This window comes from Mesorhizobium metallidurans STM 2683 (assembly GCF_000350085.1).
In the GTDB taxonomy this organism is placed as follows: domain Bacteria; phylum Pseudomonadota; class Alphaproteobacteria; order Rhizobiales; family Rhizobiaceae; genus Mesorhizobium; species Mesorhizobium metallidurans.
This window is the reverse complement of record NZ_CAUM01000144.1, coordinates 1-13,507: the sequence shown is the minus strand read 5'-3', so window position 1 is coordinate 13,507 and position 13,507 is coordinate 1. Positions and strand designations below refer to the sequence as shown.

General features: G+C 58.1%; 17 protein-coding genes and 2 pseudogenes. 8 read left to right on the top strand and 11 right to left on the bottom strand.

Annotation, left to right across the window (positions count from 1 at the left end):
- Positions 1-297: 297 nt before the first annotated feature.
- The 4 genes from MESS2_RS24695 to MESS2_RS24680 all read right to left on the bottom strand — a co-directional run bounded on the left by MESS2_RS24695 (position 298) and on the right by MESS2_RS24680 (position 4,268).
- Positions 298-798, bottom strand: a complete 501-nt coding sequence (locus tag MESS2_RS24695; RefSeq protein WP_157357827.1) for a methyltransferase family protein — start codon at positions 796-798, stop codon at positions 298-300.
- Positions 799-1,175: 377 nt separating this feature from the next.
- On the bottom strand, positions 1,176-1,718 hold the full coding sequence (locus tag MESS2_RS24690; RefSeq protein WP_008877270.1) for a L,D-transpeptidase: 543 nt from the start codon (positions 1,716-1,718) through the stop codon (positions 1,176-1,178).
- A gap of 198 nt (positions 1,719-1,916) precedes the next feature.
- On the bottom strand, positions 1,917-2,549 hold the full coding sequence (locus tag MESS2_RS24685; RefSeq protein ID WP_008877269.1) for a DsbA family protein: 633 nt from the start codon (positions 2,547-2,549) through the stop codon (positions 1,917-1,919).
- A 723-nt stretch (positions 2,550-3,272) separates the two neighbouring features.
- The gene (locus MESS2_RS24680) at positions 3,273-4,268 is read right to left on the bottom strand and encodes a L,D-transpeptidase family protein (protein WP_008877267.1); all 996 of its coding nucleotides are present in this window, start codon (positions 4,266-4,268) and stop codon (positions 3,273-3,275) included.
- Between the two features lie 216 nt (positions 4,269-4,484).
- On the opposite strand from MESS2_RS24680, the gene lspA reads away from it, so the two are divergent.
- The 3 genes from lspA to MESS2_RS24665 are packed head-to-tail and all read left to right on the top strand — an operon-like array spanning position 4,485 to position 5,499.
- A complete protein-coding gene (gene lspA / locus MESS2_RS24675; protein ID WP_051069164.1) occupies positions 4,485-4,991 on the top strand; it encodes a signal peptidase II in 507 nt (168 codons plus the stop codon).
- 7 nt (positions 4,992-4,998) lie between these two features.
- Entirely contained in the window at positions 4,999-5,229 is a 231-nt protein-coding gene (locus MESS2_RS24670) for a hypothetical protein (protein ID WP_244440082.1), read from the top strand.
- Positions 5,230-5,289: 60 nt separating this feature from the next.
- Entirely contained in the window at positions 5,290-5,499 is a 210-nt protein-coding gene (locus tag MESS2_RS24665) for a hypothetical protein (protein ID WP_157357825.1), read from the top strand.
- Positions 5,500-5,503: 4 nt separating this feature from the next.
- Here MESS2_RS24665 and MESS2_RS24660 read toward each other — a convergent pair whose 3' ends face one another.
- Entirely contained in the window at positions 5,504-5,689 is a 186-nt protein-coding gene (locus tag MESS2_RS24660) for a transglutaminase-like cysteine peptidase (protein WP_008877263.1), read from the bottom strand.
- A 311-nt stretch (positions 5,690-6,000) separates the two neighbouring features.
- On the opposite strand from MESS2_RS24660, the gene MESS2_RS24655 reads away from it, so the two are divergent.
- Positions 6,001-6,714: a phosphatase PAP2 family protein gene (locus MESS2_RS24655; protein ID WP_008877262.1), complete on the top strand. Its 714-nt coding sequence runs from the start codon at positions 6,001-6,003 to the stop codon at positions 6,712-6,714.
- Positions 6,715-6,868: 154 nt separating this feature from the next.
- Positions 6,869-7,229, top strand: a pseudogene (locus tag MESS2_RS24650) (cation transporter dimerization domain-containing protein); the annotation flags it as partial.
- 287 nt (positions 7,230-7,516) lie between these two features.
- Here the strand turns inward: MESS2_RS24650 and MESS2_RS24645 are convergent.
- The 3 genes from MESS2_RS24645 to MESS2_RS24635 all read right to left on the bottom strand — a co-directional run bounded on the left by MESS2_RS24645 (position 7,517) and on the right by MESS2_RS24635 (position 9,390).
- Complete coding sequence (locus MESS2_RS24645) at positions 7,517-8,107, bottom strand: transglutaminase-like cysteine peptidase (RefSeq protein WP_008877258.1); 591 nt, start codon at positions 8,105-8,107, stop codon at positions 7,517-7,519.
- Positions 8,108-8,248: 141 nt separating this feature from the next.
- Positions 8,249-8,869, bottom strand: a complete 621-nt coding sequence (locus MESS2_RS24640) for an SCO family protein (protein WP_008877257.1) — start codon at positions 8,867-8,869, stop codon at positions 8,249-8,251.
- Positions 8,866-9,390 (bottom strand): copper chaperone PCu(A)C, encoded by a 525-nt coding sequence (locus MESS2_RS24635; protein WP_008877256.1) that lies wholly within the window; start codon positions 9,388-9,390, stop codon positions 8,866-8,868. The genes MESS2_RS24640 and MESS2_RS24635 overlap by 4 nt, the downstream gene beginning before the upstream one ends.
- Before the next feature lie 269 nt (positions 9,391-9,659).
- Between MESS2_RS24635 and MESS2_RS24630 the strand changes: the two genes are divergently transcribed.
- Together MESS2_RS24630 and MESS2_RS32470 are read left to right on the top strand one after the other, a co-directional pair.
- Positions 9,660-10,073, top strand: a complete 414-nt coding sequence (locus MESS2_RS24630) for a MerR family transcriptional regulator (RefSeq protein ID WP_040593948.1) — start codon at positions 9,660-9,662, stop codon at positions 10,071-10,073.
- Positions 10,070-10,228, top strand: a complete 159-nt coding sequence (locus tag MESS2_RS32470; RefSeq protein ID WP_157357823.1) for a hypothetical protein — start codon at positions 10,070-10,072, stop codon at positions 10,226-10,228. The genes MESS2_RS24630 and MESS2_RS32470 overlap by 4 nt, the downstream gene beginning before the upstream one ends.
- A 38-nt stretch (positions 10,229-10,266) precedes the next feature.
- On the opposite strand, the gene copD is transcribed toward MESS2_RS32470, so the two are convergent.
- Positions 10,267-11,136 (bottom strand): copper homeostasis membrane protein CopD, encoded by an 870-nt coding sequence (gene copD, locus MESS2_RS24625; RefSeq protein WP_008877253.1) that lies wholly within the window; start codon positions 11,134-11,136, stop codon positions 10,267-10,269.
- Positions 11,137-11,145: 9 nt separating this feature from the next.
- Complete coding sequence (copC, locus tag MESS2_RS24620) at positions 11,146-11,676, bottom strand: copper homeostasis periplasmic binding protein CopC (RefSeq protein WP_209436132.1); 531 nt, start codon at positions 11,674-11,676, stop codon at positions 11,146-11,148.
- 67 nt (positions 11,677-11,743) lie between these two features.
- Here copC and MESS2_RS24615 point away from each other — a divergent pair.
- Positions 11,744-12,112, top strand: a pseudogene (locus tag MESS2_RS24615) (ZIP family metal transporter); the annotation flags it as partial.
- 463 nt (positions 12,113-12,575) lie between these two features.
- Here MESS2_RS24615 and MESS2_RS24610 read toward each other — a convergent pair.
- Positions 12,576-13,193, bottom strand: coding sequence for a transglutaminase-like cysteine peptidase (locus MESS2_RS24610; RefSeq protein WP_008877250.1), 618 nt, complete (start codon positions 13,191-13,193; stop codon positions 12,576-12,578).
- Between the last annotated feature and the right edge of the window lie 314 nt (positions 13,194-13,507).

Genomic DNA, 13,507 nt, shown 5'->3' with positions numbered 1-13,507 from the left:
TTCATTAACGGGAAGTATCGGTCGTAAAGGTCTGCAAACACTGGAAGGTGATCCACTTCTGGCACCGCTGTGTCGGTGGCTTGACAAGAGTGACGGCCCATTCGCGGTGACGCGGGCTCTTGCTTAAGACCTTGGTGGAACGCGTGCAGAAGGCGCGTGAAAATCCGGATCGGCCACGGGTTTCGGCCATGTTCTCATTGGTTTCCTGCCGCTGCTTTTGCTTGAAGTGCCATCGGACAACTCATCCTGCTAGTCGTCGTGGACGTGGATCTGATCGATCGATCGTCGGACACTCTCCTAAGGAAGGAATGCCAGGATCGGCACCATTCCCAGATTCTGCAGTCTCTCGAGCGCTTCGAAGAACGGAACGGAAAGAGCGAACCACATGGCATCGAAAAACGTTGTGACGACAACAACGGGCGACACCGTGACTTTGCTGACGTCGCGCCAAAGCGATCGGCGCGGGATCCAGCGGGGAACCTGCGATAGATATCGCTGGTAATCGTCCCCCAGTTTTCCCAGAAGAAAATTCTCTTCACGCCGGACCACAGCGGCGAAGGTAATGAAGACGAACAGTCCAATCCCTGAGCCCAGGACGAAGCTACCGCTTGCTAACCCGGCGCCGGTCGAGCCGAGGATTGAGAATACGTAGAGCGGATTACGAACAACGGAATAGGGGCCATGGCGAACCAGGACCTCGCTCTTGCGCCCACCGATGTATAGCGAGCACCAGGAGCGCCCTGCAATGCAAGCCACGATGGCGGCCCAGCCAAGAAGCTCAATACCGATGTGAGGCACGCTGCCCGTCTCAGCGGCCGAATGCGTAAAGGGCAAGAAGAGGCTAGCGGAACTGCCGCGGCAGCAAGAACGCCCTTTCGCAGTCTTTGTACGGATGAGAGAGCAAGCATGGCTTAACCGGATTCGATTGATGGCGATGGATCTTTGATCGCGGGATGAGGGAAAGTTCGCTGCGTCGTTTCATTCGTGGTGTCGTCCAACTGTCTGTCGCCGGCCCGCCGGCCCGTTCGAGGCCTTGCCGACGCAGGATCCCTGGCCGAGCGACTGCCATAGAGGACGGACGTGGAAAGCCGCTCGACGCATAAGGCACAATGGCATGGCGCCCGGAGTTTGGTCTGCCCTGGCGTCGTTTTGGCGCGAGGCTAACGCCATACTTCTCAAAGGACCACGACCGTGGCGCCAACCGGCACCCTTTCGTAGAGATCCGCAACATGGTCGTTCAGCATCCGAATACAGCCATTCGAGATGGCGCGCCCGATTGTCCACGGTTCGGTGGTGCCATGGATGCGGTAATAGGTGTCCATGCCGTCCCGGTAGAGGTAGAGCGCGCGCGACCCCAGCGGGTTGCCCCTGCCGCCGGGCATGCCGCCAACGTACTTGGCGTATTTTCCAGGATCGCGCCGTATCATGTTTGCGGTAGGCTTCCAGCGGGGCCATTTCGCCTTGCGGCCGACCGTTGCCGTTCCCGACCAGGCAAGGCCAGCCCGACCGACACCAACCCCGTATCGCCGCGCGACGCCCAAGCTTTCCACCAGGTAAAGAAACCTGTTCCTTGGATCGACGACAACCGTACCCGGAGCGTAGCCGGGGGCGAAGTCGACAAGCTGGGGCTGGTACTTCGGATCGAGGACGAACGGTTTCCTGGCCTTGCGGGCCAAAGCGACGCCAGGCGCAGCAAATGCGCCGACGATTCCGAGCATTAATGAACGACGTGTGATCATGTTGCACCTGAGAAGAGGATGGACTGCTCAATCGGGACATGCAGAAATCTCCGTCGCCGGCCGGCTCTCGCAGCGGGCTGGTTTGCCACGGGCTTCACACAGCCAACCGAAATGGCGCACGGGCCTTCAGATGGATTTTCCCCAGGGTCATTTTTCTGGTCTCCTATCCGCGCAGCGTCATTGTTTCTTTGCCGCAGCGACAAGCGGGTCGATGATCTCGCTGAATTTCTCCAAGGTCAGTGCTCCCTTCCGCATCTTGCCGTTGATGAAGAAGCTTGGAGTGGAATCGACGCCGAAACCCTTTCCGGCCTCCGCGATAGCGGTGATCTTTTCTAGGAGAGACTGGTCCTTGAGACATGCCTCGACCGCTTCGCCGGTCATGCCCGTCATTCCCATTACTGACTTCAAGGCCGTGGCGGGATCGCTAACACGAGCCCAGCGATCCTGTGAGCGGTAAAGAACATCGATAGTCGCGTACCATTTGTCATCACCCGCGCAACGCGCCAGCATGAAGCCGGCTGAAGCGCGCGGATCGAACGGAAACTCGCGCATGATGAAGCGCACCTTACCGGTGTCGACATATTTTTCCTTGATCGCTGGCCATGTGTCTACGTGAAAGGCCCGGCAATGAGGACAGGTTAGCGAAGCATATTCGATGATAGTAACGGGGGCATCGAGATTACCGAAAGACTTCTCGGGAAGCGGACCTGGCACGAGTAGATTCGGAACTGTCGTCTGCGCGGATACCGGCCCGGGACTCTGAAAGAGAACGAGTGCCGAGGCACCGGCAAGGAATTCGCGGCGTTTCATAAGGTACTCCATTGCTTGCAAGGATTGTTTCTCCGAAGATTCCGATACGGCATGTCGTTCGCTCCCGAGCACCGATCGGCATGTGACCTGGAAAATGCGTTGGATACGGATCCGCTCGGATGAGCAGGCGCCGCTGGAGCAGATTTTCTGACCTTGACGCCAGCAGCATCTTGTCAGCCCCGGAACGCCAGCAATACGGCTGCCTGCGCCAATCTTGCGATAGCAGGCGAGTCGGCTGTCTGCGGGATTGCCTATCGAGGCGGCGGCACCGAGACGGATGCAGGGGTCGAAGCTACGGCCGCAGACGCGCGCAAGGCCTGCACGTTACCAATTCGACAAACCTGTCGAGCAGTGGTGTCGCCCACCCAATTGCAATGGTCATGGTACGGTGAAAGGTGCTGCGAAGAACCCCCGCCCGGGGCCACTCTATGGTCTCTGTCGGCCAGTGGAGCGTTGACCTGACTACCGTCAGATCGCAACTCAATGGAAGCAACAAGCGAGTTGGCGGGGGCTTGCGCGGCAGCCATCGAAAAGCTTGCTGCGTGAACAAGTAGCATCACTCCGAGCAAGACTATAAGAATCTGTCGCGCCATCGTCAGCGAGCAAAGCATATAGACGGGCTGAAACATAGGGCGGCGGCTTGTCGCAAGGGCCGACGCTGCAGCAAAATCGGATGGCATGGAATGTCGCGCGGTATCCAGAATCGATCTCACGACCGGGCAGCTATTCGTCCTCAATATGAGGATCGGCCAACGCGGCGTCCGGCCTGCTGACCGGGACAGAGTTTGTCGACGTCATTTCCGCCAGTTTTTTCGGTCCGCGGCGATCAAGCAATTTCCGGAACGACGGGTGCATGCCGCCGTCGGAGTAGGCGTGGACCGATGCTCCAGCTCCGGCCGACACGAGTTTGTTCATGGCGAGCAGATCGGCTTCGTCGCGGGATGCCACGGCCGGAAGCATTGAACTTGTCGAGGGTGGGCAAGCCGCGAGCGGGTCGGCAGGTTCCCCGCCTTCAAACCGGGAATTGAAAACATAGCGCCTCTCGCAGTAGGACACACTCGGCTGTTGACGAGTGACCTCGAAGAAATCGTATCCCTGCTTGAGATTGAGCCAGAAGTTGAAATTTGGATCGTTCCGGTTTTTTGCCATGTTTTGAGGCGTCATCCGGAACGGAAAGGCCTCCACCTGGAATGACGCCTGGCCACCTTTAAGCGCTTCCCTTGCGATGGCATAGATTTCGGCGACACCCTCGTCGGTCATGGCGAAACATCCGGACGAAGAGCATGCGCCGTGCACCATCAGCGCTTCACCGCTGTAACCAAGTGCACTCTCCAGGCGGTTCGGATAGCCGAGATTGAAGGAGAGGTAATATTGCGAGGCAGGATTCAACATCCCCGCCGTAACGTGATAGAAACCCTCGGGCGCCTGGCGGTCACCGTTTTTTGTCTTTGGACCCAGCTTCCCGGACCAGCGACACATGGGGTAGGTTTTCAACAGCGCGAAGCGCCCTGATCGGTCGCGCTTCCAGATTTCCAATTCGCTCTCGTCTTTGAATATGCGGACAAGGACAGGTGCCGCGGGCGACATTCCCTTCTTGCTCATCTCGGCGATAAGCTTTGCCGGAATGGGTTGCGTTGCCTTGCTGTCGACGTCGAGAACATTGGAAACCGACGTAACGCATCCCGAGATGACGATTGAGAGCACAAGCAGCGCAACCAATCCGCATAATCTGTAAAGCAAGTCGCACCACCTTTCCCGCCAGATTCACCGGACGGAGCCAAATGCACCCCCGTCCATGATTCGTCGCCGCTATAGCAAGCCCGTCATTCTTCGTCAGCATGATTAACGGAAAATTGACAGTGAGTTCTTGCATCTCACCCTGCTAGAGACCCCATGGAGTTGGATCACGGCATCGGACAGAAATGGTGATCGCTTATGGCTTCATACAAAATTCAACCGGCGAACCTGATGTTTGCCCTGCTTTTCATGCTGTCTGCCGTGTCAGCCGACCTGTTCGCCAAGACAGTCATCGTGGAACTGGTGATGCAGCCGCCACGAGTCATTCCGGTCACGAGCTTCTTCAATCTGGTGCTCGGCTACAATGAAGGCGTGAGTTTTGGTCTGTTTGCTGACCTCTTCCGCAACCGACCCGGAATTCTCACGCTCGGCACATCCCTTATCGTCTTGATCATTATCGGCTGGGCGGCAGTGGCGAAGAACCGCACCGAAGGTGCAGCTCTTGGCCTCATTTCTGGCGGAGCGAGTGGAAATATCGTCGACCGTGCCAAGAATGGTGCAGTGACCGATTTCCTTGATTTTTATATCGCCGACTGGCATTGGCCGGCATTCAATCTGGCTGACGTCGCCATAGTTGGTGGAACGATCGTTCTTGTCGGCGCATCGCTTGTGTCAGCATCGCCATCCGGCATACGCACCGGGTGAGATCTGGTTGAACGCTGTTGAATTGGAAGGAAAAATATTGGAAATCGGCCTGCAAAAGCTTTCCGAAGCTGAAACGCTGGAACTGGTCCGCAAGCGAAAAAGGGGGAACACGATTCTGATGGTCGTGCTTCTGGTTTTTGTCGCAGCGGTGTTCGCATCGAGTTTCGTCCATTTGCGCAAGGAAAGTCGCGGGCCGGTTCCTTCAACCGTCCAGCGTTCAGCGATCACCAACCAGTGAGTGGTGAGCCGGCGAAAATCGAGCCATACTTCCGGCGAAGAATGGACTGCTGGGTTCAATATGTCGCTTCTGAGAAGATTGGGTATTTTTGCCGTCGCGGGTTCAACGGCATATGTCGCACTGTCAGCCGTGTTCTGGCTTTATTGCATTGTAGGCGGCCACGATCTTCTCGAAATGTTTTATGGCGGGACGGCCACGATTGTTCTTGCGCTGGCTGCCGGCGTTGAATTTGCCTGGCTCGCGCCGTCTCCTGTCCGAATTCGCAATTGATTGCTCAGCCGTTCACAAGGCTTACCCAGGTATTCGGGTCCGTTTGCACCTGCCGCTTCAGGAAGTAAATCTCCGCGTCGCGCCACGGCAGGATTTTCTGCTCGACATTGTCCAGCACGAAATCGCCCTTGTCGGTGACTATCGTGAGAACTGCGTGTCCGTTGCCGTTTGCATCTCGACCGACCGTCATCAGAAGAGACCAAGTGGAAACCCGCTCTGGCGTATGGAGACTCGGTCCTCGGATGCGTCTCAAAGGAATCTTGGAGGCTGCGGCAAGGCCTTCGACTACATTCTTCTGGGCTCGAGACCGCCGAATGAGCAGCGTGGAGATTGTGCTTGCTTCTATAGCCACTAGAGGGTGTAGAGCAATCAATCGAATCGATGAGCGCCGTCCCACGCAGACTGAAGCGCGTTAAATCCACCGGCAGGGGCCAGTGTACCCGAGCGAACAATTAAACGTCGGCCCCCAAATCAAATTACACAAGCCGAGCACACAATCGCATGAACCAAGCCAAGTCAGGCAAATCGGCTATTGCAGGCATTCAGCAATCGGCAAACCGTCAGCTTCCCGAGCGGGCGACACTGATAACTATCGTGCTTCTTACCAGTTCTGTATTGGTCTTTCTGGCTCTCGCAAGTCTCGTCATGCGCAACTGGACGGCGGATTTCGATAGGGCCATCCTCTTGATTATGCGCAATCCGACGGATCTCGCCGACCCGATCGGTCCGACCTGGTTTGAAGAACTGATGCGGGACGTCAGCGGCCTCGGGGGCTTAGGGTTGCTCACATTCGTCACGCTCACCGTCGCTGGATTTCTGGCGCTCAGCGGCTCGCTTCGCAATGCCATCGCGGTTATCCTGGCTGTGGGGAGTGGTGTGATCCTGAGCTCCTTGCTGAAATACGGCTTCGATCGCCCTCGTCCGGATCTGGTTGCCTACGGCACGCGTATATACACCTCCAGCTTTCCGAGTGGGCACGCCTTCATGGCGGCCACGGTCTACTTTACCTTAGGCATCATGCTGGCGCGCAAGTTTGAACCCCGACCGCTGCGCGTCTTCATCATGGCCATCTCGATGCTGGTCACATTCGCGGTTGGGGCAAGCCGAATCTATCTTGGTGTCCACTGGCCGACCGACGTGATCGCCGGCTGGTCGATTGGCGCCGGTTGGGCCCTGTTCTGCTCGACTTTGATTGTACGATTGAAGGCGGACTGAGAAGAGCAACCCTATCGTCCGGGTGACGAGGAAAGTCGTGGGATCGACGGCGTCGCCCTTCCCGTTCACGAGCCTTCGTCAACGCGTGGTCGCGGGCGGTGCATAGACATTTATCGCCCGTCTAACCTAACGATCTTGAAATGCGCTGGCGTCCGTTGTCGCCGTCATCGTCTGGGGCACATGGGGCCTGCTCAGGGAGTCGGTCGCCAAGTCGCTCGGCGCCGTTCCTGCCGGCATCGATCGGGCCCGCCGTGCAAACCTATCCGGCCGGCCTGCCGGGCGTCGGCCAAGTGCATGACTTGCACATCTGGTCGACGAGCACGACGGAAAATGTGCTGACGGCCCATTTGGTCCTGCCAGGTGGGCACCCCGGCGACGCGTTTCTGATGCATACCGCAGACGAGTTGCATGAGCGGTTCGGCATCGGCCACTCGACCGTGCAAATCGAGACCAGCAAAGAGAGCGCCTGCCGGCTCGCGCCCGTTAGATTTCAGCACTTTGGCAGACGCCTTTAATATCCCGGTGGACGGCCGCAGCCCGCTGGTGTCCACATGGCGCCAGCCTTGGATGTCGTGCAACGCCCAGCTCAATTTGAAACCTATTTGCGGGGCGGGACCTCTTTCGCGGGACTGAGGTCTTTGCAGGTGCTCTACCTGGTACGGGAGGTAGATTGCATTCGTTTGGAGACTCGCGGCTTCGAAAGGCGTCTACGGCGTGGCCGCCACCTATATTCTTTCGTTGGCCGCCGGAATTGAATTCGCGTTGCGGGCGTCGTAGCTGAATTTTCCACGGAAACCCTGGTTCAGCCGCGCACGAGACTGATCCACGTATTCGGGTCCGTTTGCGCCTGCCGCTTTAGAAAGTAGATTTCCGCCTCGCGCCACAGCAGGATTTTCTGCTCGACATTGTCCAGTACGAAATCTCCACGGTCGGTCACGACGGTCAGCACGGCATGCCCGCCGCCTTTGGCATCTCGACCCACGGTCATCAGAAGCGATCCCAAAGGAAAGCCGGCCTCATTGAGAATCTTGCGCTTCATCAGCGCGTAGTCCTCGCAGTCTCCGGCCGTGTCCGGGTAGTCCCACCGCTCCTCGACCCCGAAGAGTTCTTTGTCCGTCAGGGGCTGCACCGATACATTCACCCGGTTGTTGATCTCGACCATCTGATTCCAGCGCGCTCGGGTGAGATCAAGAGAGACGGCCTCCGTGCGAGATTGGCAGCGATCGGGATATCGCTTGCAGAATTCGTAGTAGCCGATTGGTATCGAAGTCGGTCCGAACGTCTGCATATTAGACGTGGCACCCAACTGCGCCGGATTGAGATGCAGCGCATTGGCATTGGCCGACGCGTACGACAAAACGAGCGCGACAGCGCCAACAACGAAGCTTTTCATATTGCCACTCTCCCCAGAGTTTGTGGGGAAGAGACTACGAGAGAGGCATCAAAATCCGGCGAAAACAAGCAGTCGCAATTGAAGCTAAATTGCATTTAAGTCAAATGAACCGCTTTACCGATTGGTCAGAATCAGGCGCTTTCACCGCCTGTCGAGCAGGCGGCGAATTTTCTGTAGGGCCACCTCCTTGGGCTCCTCGCGGTCGATCGTTCCCGAGAACTTTCCATCCCGGTCGAAGAGTAGAACGCCCGCCGTGTGATCCATCGTGTAGTCACCTTCCTGGGTCGGGACCTTGGCGTAGTAGATCCTGTAGGCCTTCGCAAAATTTGCGAGTTCCGATGGACTCGGCCGCAAAGCTACGATCCGGTCGTCGAACGACGAGATGTATTGCCTGAGCACGTCGACAGTATCCCGCTCCGGATCGACCGTCACGAGGAAGCCCGTAAGGCCGTCGGCCTCGGCGCCGAGCGCATCGAACCAGGAAGACATTTCGGCGAGCGTCGTGGGGCAGATGTCGGGACAATTGGTGAAGCCCACAAACATCAACCAGCCTTTGCCGGCGTACGTCTTCTCGGTTACTGTCTCCCCAGTATGCGCTATCATGCTGAAAGGCCCACCGGGTGCTGGTCCGACAGTTTCAGCGTTTCCTGGGGCCGGACTATTATCCTTGATGCTCGTTCCTGGAATTGACAGATAGACCAGCAGCGCCAGGGTCGCGGCGATCAGGATCCAGAGGATTTTTCGAAACAGTACGACGCTCATTTCTCTTCCTGTTGATCGTCTTTGCCATGATGGTGATCAGTCGGTTTCTGCCCCATTGGCCGAACGACAGCCTTTGCCGACGCCGTCGTCCCATCTTGAAATTTCAGCAGCAGGTCAACGCCGTCGCCGGGCTTCAACTCGGCTCGTGGCCCCATGAGCATCATGTGAACCCCTCCCGGTTTCATGAAAAGTTCAGAGTGCCCGGGAATCGACAGACCGGCATCGATCGACCGCAGCTTGGCTATGCCGTCAACGATTTCCGTGCGATGCAAAGATACCGAAGCGAACGCATCGCTTTGCACGCTTGAGAGGTTCGCCTGCTGTTGTGCGCCGTTCCAGATCGTCAGGTAGCCAGCCATCATTTTTGCCCCCGACGGAGCGAGAATGATTTCGGCGTGTTCGATCGCGATCGTATTGTCCGAACCAGCGTGCCGGGGGCTCTCCTGGGCACGAGCTTCGGCCGCGCAAAAAGTCATGGCCGTTACGACCAGCGCGATGAATCCAGAGGAACGTCCGGGCATCCAAAGTCCTCATTCGATCCCGCCAATGATATTCGACGGACAAGAGTTGCCTTGTGATCTTTCAAGCTCTCCATGCCTAACGATCGGTGATCTAGTCAACGCGACAAACAGCCCATGGAGCCTTGATTCGATGGAGCTTGCCCAAACCGGCCTGCCGCGTGGGCCTCGGAGCACCGCTGCGACAAATCCTCGCGATTTCCAGCCACCGCTTGACGATTGGACAGGGCGGCACCAATTTCTCTGGTCACTAGAGGAACCAAGGAGTGGCCATGTTGACGATCGGTGACCTGTCCCGCAAGACCGGGGTCAAGATTCCCACCATCCGCTACTACGAGCAGATGGGTCTTATGGATCCTGCCGAGAGATCGGAGGGCAATCAGAGACGCTATACCAGTCAGGAACGGGAGCGGCTGTCTTTCATCAGGCACGGCCGCGAACTCGGCCTGACCATTGAATCCATACGCGAGCTGATCAAACTCAGCGCCCATCCGGAGCGACCTTGCGAGCAGGCCGATCGGATCGCTGCTGAGCAACTCCAGGGTGTTCGGGAGAAAATCGAAAAGCTTCGTCGCCTGGAGAAGGAGTTGGAGCGCATAGCGACTGGGTGTGGCGGTGACCAGATCAAGGATTGCTACGTCATTCGAGCGCTGGCACGTCACGAGATGTGCGAAAGCGAGCATTGATTCAGTTCGTCGGCGGAAAACCGTCCGGTCATCTTCAGGATACGGCAACTGTGACCGAATGGATCGCCCTGCGTTGGCAATTACCCTTTTTTGCGGCAGGTGCTGCGCACGGGTCGCGGCTCGATGATCTGGTTGCAGCCATTCTGCGGCGGTAGATACCCGGTCGAGCCGGTAAGCGGCTTAAACATTGGGATCATGCAGGTGGCGCCAGCGTGCCGAAAACCGCCACCAGGAGAAGAACCAAAAGTGCCAGGACAAGTTCGATCCTGACGGTGGTTCGAAGAAGGTGGCCGATGCGATCCGGGTCTCGCGCGAGACGTGGGGCGAACCGAAAGCGGTTTAACATCGCCACGCCGACCATTGACGCAACCAGGATCAGCTTGATGGCCAGAAGCCGCCCGTATGTCGTGGTGATAAGGTACTGGGGAGAGCCGACCAAAAACCAGGCATTGACCACGCCGCTGAGCATCACCGCCAAAACCGCCCAGTAGCCCAGAAGGGAGAAACGGCGAATGGCAGCACCGCCGCCTTCGGGGGTCGACAGCGCCAGGGCCAGCGTCACAAGACCGCCAATCCAGATCGCACCGGCCAGCAGATGGATGCCGTCCGAGGAGCCATACACCAGTGCTCGTGTTCCGTCTTCCATTGCAGCATGTCCGGTGAGCGCTATGCTCAGCAGGCTCAGGCCCGAGAGCAGGGCCAAGAGCGTCCCGCCCCGGCGTCCGACTATCGTTAGAAGGACTAGCGTGACGCCAGCGACCAGGCGCCAAAGCCAGACCACCCCAAAGCTGGTATTGCTCAGCACTTTTCCGACGAATACCGGATCGAAGGCGTCGACCCATCCTTCGCCCATACCGCCCGCGACCGCAAACAGCCACACCATCGCACTTGCCATGGCCGACAAGGCCGCGGCTCGATGAACGGTCTGCAACCGGGACATCACTTGTTCGCGCGAAGCGAGCGGCAAGGACCATGTCAGATACCCCGCCGTCGCCGACGACCCAAACAGGATCATCGCAGCCAGGTAATGGCAGAACCGGCCGACGACAAGCAGGGTATCCAACGCCGGATCCTATGGCCGGATGGTGAAGCTGTAGCTGCCCTGGCTCCTATGGGTATCGACCGATACGACACTCCAGATGATCCTGTACACGCCCGCCGCGAACGGCGTCGCGGGCGTCACTATCAGCGCCTTTTTGTCGCCAGATGCGCCGACGATGCTCTTGATCGGCACGTCATTGCCGTCGGCGCCCTTGATCTCGATCTTGGCGAACGTCACCTCGATGCCCTCTGAAAAGCGCAGTTCGAGTTTCATCGGCGCCGCCTGGACAACTGCATCGGCCGCGGGTGTCGCCGCGGTCAGATGCGCGTGTGCGAAAGCCGGCCCGCCAACAGTCAGGCTGGCCGCAACAAGGGCGGAGACGAGGATACATGGTTTCATCGACAGGTCCTTGGCAGGAGTTTCAAGTGTACAATAAGTGCGAATGAGCCGGAACGTGGCGCAACAGCGCGGGCATCGCGGAAACTTCAGGTCGGCGGCAAAGCGGTGGGCGGTCGGATCAAAGCGCTGGTCGAAAGAGAGCATCATCTTCACCAGGCGCACGCTATCAGAAAAATATAGCTGTTGCTATAATTAAGGCGTTGTGCTTTTCTTAATTGAGTGTGCTAAAAGCGTGGAACTCGGGACTTTCCTCGTGATGGGCTTCACGCTGCACAACATCACCGAGGGCATCGGCATCGCCGCACCCATCTTGAAGGTTAGACCACCGCTTTGGGTCTTCGGGTGTCTGACGCTGCTTGCCGGTGGGCCGGCGGTGGTCGGCATGTGGATCGGCAGCCTTGCCTATGCTCCGCATTGGTCGGCCCTGGCGCTCGCCATCGGAGGGGGTGCGATCCTTCAGGTCATCGTCGAGGTCGGCCTTTATCTGATGCGGGCCGACGGGCGAGGCTCGACGGCGATCGTTTCGCTACCGGTTTTTTCCGGCTTGGCAGCGGGCGTAGGCTTCATGTATTTGACGGCAATGCTCGTGAAAATCTGACCCTGTCGCCGCAACGCTCGCGTCTCGGTCCGCGATTGCCCATGCGGGTAGCTTGCACGGATTGCGGCATGGCGCGTCGACCGATCATAGGCCGGCGAGGGGTTCGTTTGAGTTCTTTGAAGGCCTGCGACTACCGCTTCGACTTATTCCACGTGGTCGCGACTTTGTGATCCAAGGGCGCGTCGTTTTCATCCCATCGACCCTGCTCCCGTTCGGCGTCCGCCATGGCCCTGGTTTGCAGTGCGGTTCAAGTTTGCTTCGGCCATGACGAGGCGAAGATTAGGTTGCGGTATCCGCCATGATAGTGGCAGCCCGAAGCGGCATGGCGGCGATGCCATGACCATCAGGAACCGGTGTCTGTCAAAAGCCTTCCAATTGGGCCAATCGCATTGGTCGACCTGACGAAAACCCGATGGGTGAGCGACGTCTTCGGGTGCTCAAGGCAAGTAGGTGAAATGTTCTGCTACTTGATCGCGCCGACAAGCACCTGGTGACCGCCGCGAATCGAAACCCAGCGTCCGGTATTGTCGATCGCTTGCCGCTTTAGGAAGCGATAGTCGGTCTCGTCCCACGCTTTGACCTTGTCGGTCAGATTGTCGAGAATGTAGTCGCCCTGATCGGTGCGAACCGTCAGCACCGCGTGGCCCTCACCGTCCGGCTTGCGCAAGACAGTAATCAGAAGGTTTGCCAGCGACATTCCCGAGCGGCTCAATTCGCGGCGCTTTTCCAGAACATAGTCCTCGCAGTCGCCCGCGCCCTTGTCGGGATAGGTCCAGACTTCGTCCCTGCCGTAAAGATCCTTGTCGCTCACCGGCTTGACGGCGGCGTTGACCTTGGCGGTGACGCTGGCGAGCTTCCGCCTGAGCACGTCTGTCATCTTGGCCGGCGCGAGGTTGCCGGGGCGGATCGAGCACTCTTCAGGATTGATCTTGCAGAAATCATAATGTCCGATCGGTTGCGGCGTCAGGTCGCCGGTCACCATGGCTCCCGCGGCCGACGCCGGTGCGGTCCAGAAACTCGAAATCGCCAATCCCGCGACGGCGCTCAAGCGCAGCGTTCGGGTCACTATCGAGAAAATCATTGCCCCCCCTTCGCCCAGGTTGTTAACGAAACGTTAAGGGCGATTTACACTCCGGTCAATTATGAAAACAGTCGGATTGATGGCATGGTTACTCGCCGTCCAACCGAGTGCGCATAAGGGCCAGCGAATTTTCTGATGCTGGTATGGATTGCCATATTTGGACCTAACTGCCGCCCCAATGCCGTTGGAAACGGAACTGGCGATGCGGCTCCAAGCGAATCGCGGTCTGGCTACCGCCCCTAAAAGCACTGTCATGGCCACCAAAAACGACAAGCCGTTCCGCCCCGGGGAAGAAGCAGCCTTTCTGGATGCCA

Coding starts and splice junctions, on each gene's coding strand:
- MESS2_RS24690 (WP_008877270.1), bottom strand. CDS start 1,718: ATGCTCGGAATCGTCGGCGCATTTGCTGCGCCTGGCGTCGCTTTGGCC.
- MESS2_RS24685 (WP_008877269.1), bottom strand. CDS start 2,549: ATGAAACGCCGCGAATTCCTTGCCGGTGCCTCGGCACTCGTTCTCTTT.
- lspA (WP_051069164.1), top strand. CDS start 4,485: ATGGCTTCATACAAAATTCAACCGGCGAACCTGATGTTTGCCCTGCTT.
- MESS2_RS24665 (WP_157357825.1), top strand. CDS start 5,290: ATGTCGCTTCTGAGAAGATTGGGTATTTTTGCCGTCGCGGGTTCAACG.
- MESS2_RS24660 (WP_008877263.1), bottom strand. CDS start 5,689: ATGACGGTCGGTCGAGATGCAAACGGCAACGGACACGCAGTTCTCACG.
- MESS2_RS24655 (WP_008877262.1), top strand. CDS start 6,001: ATGAACCAAGCCAAGTCAGGCAAATCGGCTATTGCAGGCATTCAGCAA.
- MESS2_RS24645 (WP_008877258.1), bottom strand. CDS start 8,107: ATGAAAAGCTTCGTTGTTGGCGCTGTCGCGCTCGTTTTGTCGTACGCG.
- MESS2_RS24640 (WP_008877257.1), bottom strand. CDS start 8,869: ATGAGCGTCGTACTGTTTCGAAAAATCCTCTGGATCCTGATCGCCGCG.
- MESS2_RS24635 (WP_008877256.1), bottom strand. CDS start 9,390: ATGCCCGGACGTTCCTCTGGATTCATCGCGCTGGTCGTAACGGCCATG.
- MESS2_RS24630 (WP_040593948.1), top strand. CDS start 9,660: ATGTTGACGATCGGTGACCTGTCCCGCAAGACCGGGGTCAAGATTCCC.
- MESS2_RS24610 (WP_008877250.1), bottom strand. CDS start 13,193: ATGATTTTCTCGATAGTGACCCGAACGCTGCGCTTGAGCGCCGTCGCG.